Raw genomic sequence first — 2,275 nt, 5'->3', positions numbered from 1 at the left:
TCGGCACCCGCGGCGGCTCCGTCTACGCCAGCGCGGACGAGGGCGAAACGTTCACGGAAATCGCCTCCCACCTGCCGGACGTCCTCTGCGTCCGCGCGGCAGTGGTGGAGGAATGAGCAGCATGGCCGGCGGAACCGAGCCCGGCATCACCGTACTGATCCCTGCCCTGCTGGCCTCCACCGTCGACGGGCAGCGCGAGGTCCGGATCCCGGTGGACGGCTCTGCCACCGTCGCGGACCTGCTGGACACGATCGGAGCAGAGTATCCGGTCTTCAACCGGCGGGTGCGGGACGAGACCGGCGCCCTGCGCCGCCACGTGAATCTCTATGTGGACGGCGAGGAAGTGCGCAGGCTCGACGGCACGGCCACCCAGGTGCACCACGGCCAGGAAGTTCTCATCATCCAGAATGTTGCCGGCGGCTGACGCCTGGCTGGCGGCCGAGCAAGCCGTCCGGGTGTGAACTGCACCCTAAATTTGGGGGTGGGGGTCCACCCCACGCGGGGCTTTGGGCGGTTGTTTGCAGGCGCCATGATTGAAACATCAAGATTCCTTGAGGGGGGACATCATGGAAAAGCCAGCAGCACAGACACCGCCGCAGCCGATCACCGTCCGGCTGATCGGCAGCCTGCACATCCGGCGCGGAGACACCGAACTGAGCGCCCACAGCCTCGGCGGACCCAAGCCCCGCCAGATCCTGGAGATCCTGCTGCTGCACCGCGGCACCCCGGTCTCCAAGGACCGGCTGATCGAACTGCTCTGGGCCGGCAACGCCCCGGCCGAGGCCCTGCCCACCCTCGAATCCTACGTGTCCGTGCTGCGCCGCAACATCCAGCCCGGCCACGCCAAAACCGGACCCCTGCGCACCGCCACCGGCGGCTACCTGATCGACCGCACCCTGCTGGACCTGGACCTGGACCGCTTCGACGCCCTGCTGCGCGCCGCCGAGGCGGCCGCCCCCGAGGCCGCCTACCCGCTGCTGTGCCAGGCCCTGGAACTGGCCGGCGAACCGCTGCTCGGGGACGAACTGACCCCCGAATGGGCCGGCACCGAACGCGCCGCCCACGCCGCCCGCGTCACCGCCGCCACCGTGGCCGCCGCCGAAACCGCCCTCGGCCTCGGCCACGCCGACGAAGCGATCGTCTGGGCCAGGGACGCCCTGGCCGCCGACCAGCTCAACGAACGGGCCTGGACCGCCCTGATCCTGGCCATGGAGGCCGCCGGCCGCTACGCCGAAGGCCTGCAGGCCTACGAAAAATGCCGCCGCACCCTGCACCACGAACTCGGCTGCGCCCCCGGCCCGGCCCTGCGCGCCGCGCACGCCCGGCTGCTCAACGCCACCGCCGACGCCGACGGGGAACTCTCCGACGCCCTCTCCGCCCTGCTCTACCTGCACGAACAGCTCAGCCACACCAACCAGCACAAAAGCACCCCGCAGGCCTCCGTCCGCGCCGCCGGCAACATCCTGAACAAATTCCTGCACAAAGCCATGGCCGCCGCCTGACCAGCGTCACATTGAGCCCGGCGCAGAGCATCCCTGGCCCCGCTGAACCGCCAGATCCCGTGAGTTAGGCGGGTGGAGGACCCCGTCCTCCGCCCGCTTAACTTTTACAAAGCATGTACAAGCCCCGCCCAGTGGCGCATAATCCCTCTAAGAAGTTTTGTTTTGGGGGACCGCAGTTGGGGAGTCGATATGGCGGTAGAAGCTGCTTTGGAACAGACACGGGTACTGGTAGTCGACGACCATACGACCTTCGCGGAACTGCTCATGGGCGCGCTTAATAGGGAGTCGGACCTGGTCAGCATCGGCCATGCGGAAAGCGTGGAGGCAGGGGTGGCCATGACCCTGAGCCTGCGTCCGGACATCGTCGTCATGGACTACCATCTGGCGGACGGCAACGGACTGGCCGCCGCGGAGCAGATCCTGGCGCGGGAGCCGTCCACCCGGATCGTGATGCTCACCGGTGATCCGTCCACGGAACTCCTGGAGCGGGCCGCCGCGCTGGGCACCTGTGCCTTCCTGCCCAAGGACGGCTCGCTGGCCACCATGCTGGACACGCTGCGGCAGGCACGGGCTGGGAGCATGATCGTCCATCCCTCCCTGCTGGCACAGCTGGTGAACCGGCGCCAGCAGCAGGATTCAGCCGTCCCTGTGCCCGCATTGACGCAGCGGGAACTGGAGGTGCTGCGGCTGATGGCCACGGGCCAGGATGTCCGGACCAACGCCAAGACCCTGGGCATTTCCCAGAACACCTGCCGCGGCTACGTCAAATCCAT

3 protein-coding genes and 1 pseudogene are annotated in these 2,275 nt (G+C 68.4%); all 4 read left to right on the top strand.

Annotated features, from left to right (window positions below; all coding sequences use genetic code 11):
* Nucleotides 1-116 (top strand): annotated as a pseudogene (locus tag AC5RVV_RS17260) (exo-alpha-sialidase); the annotation flags it as partial.
* The gene (locus tag AC5RVV_RS17255) at nt 113-424 is read left to right on the top strand and encodes a MoaD/ThiS family protein (RefSeq protein WP_494002591.1); all 312 of its coding nucleotides are present in this window, start codon (nt 113-115) and stop codon (nt 422-424) included. The pseudogene AC5RVV_RS17260 and the gene AC5RVV_RS17255, both read left to right, overlap by 4 nt.
* Before the next feature lie 142 nt (nt 425-566).
* The gene (locus tag AC5RVV_RS17250) at nt 567-1,502 is read left to right on the top strand and encodes an AfsR/SARP family transcriptional regulator (protein ID WP_493986738.1); all 936 of its coding nucleotides are present in this window, start codon (nt 567-569) and stop codon (nt 1,500-1,502) included.
* 189 nt (nt 1,503-1,691) lie between these two features.
* The coding region (locus tag AC5RVV_RS17245; protein WP_494002590.1) for a response regulator at nt 1,692-2,275 on the top strand (584 nt) is incomplete at its 3' end.

The organism is Arthrobacter sp. MDT2-34-1 (assembly GCF_059091365.1).
The sequence above is the reverse complement of the archived record's forward strand: the minus strand, read 5'-3'. Positions and strand labels throughout refer to the sequence as shown.

Coding starts and splice junctions, on each gene's coding strand:
- AC5RVV_RS17255 (WP_494002591.1), top strand. CDS start 113: ATGAGCAGCATGGCCGGCGGAACCGAGCCCGGCATCACCGTACTGATC.
- AC5RVV_RS17250 (WP_493986738.1), top strand. CDS start 567: ATGGAAAAGCCAGCAGCACAGACACCGCCGCAGCCGATCACCGTCCGG.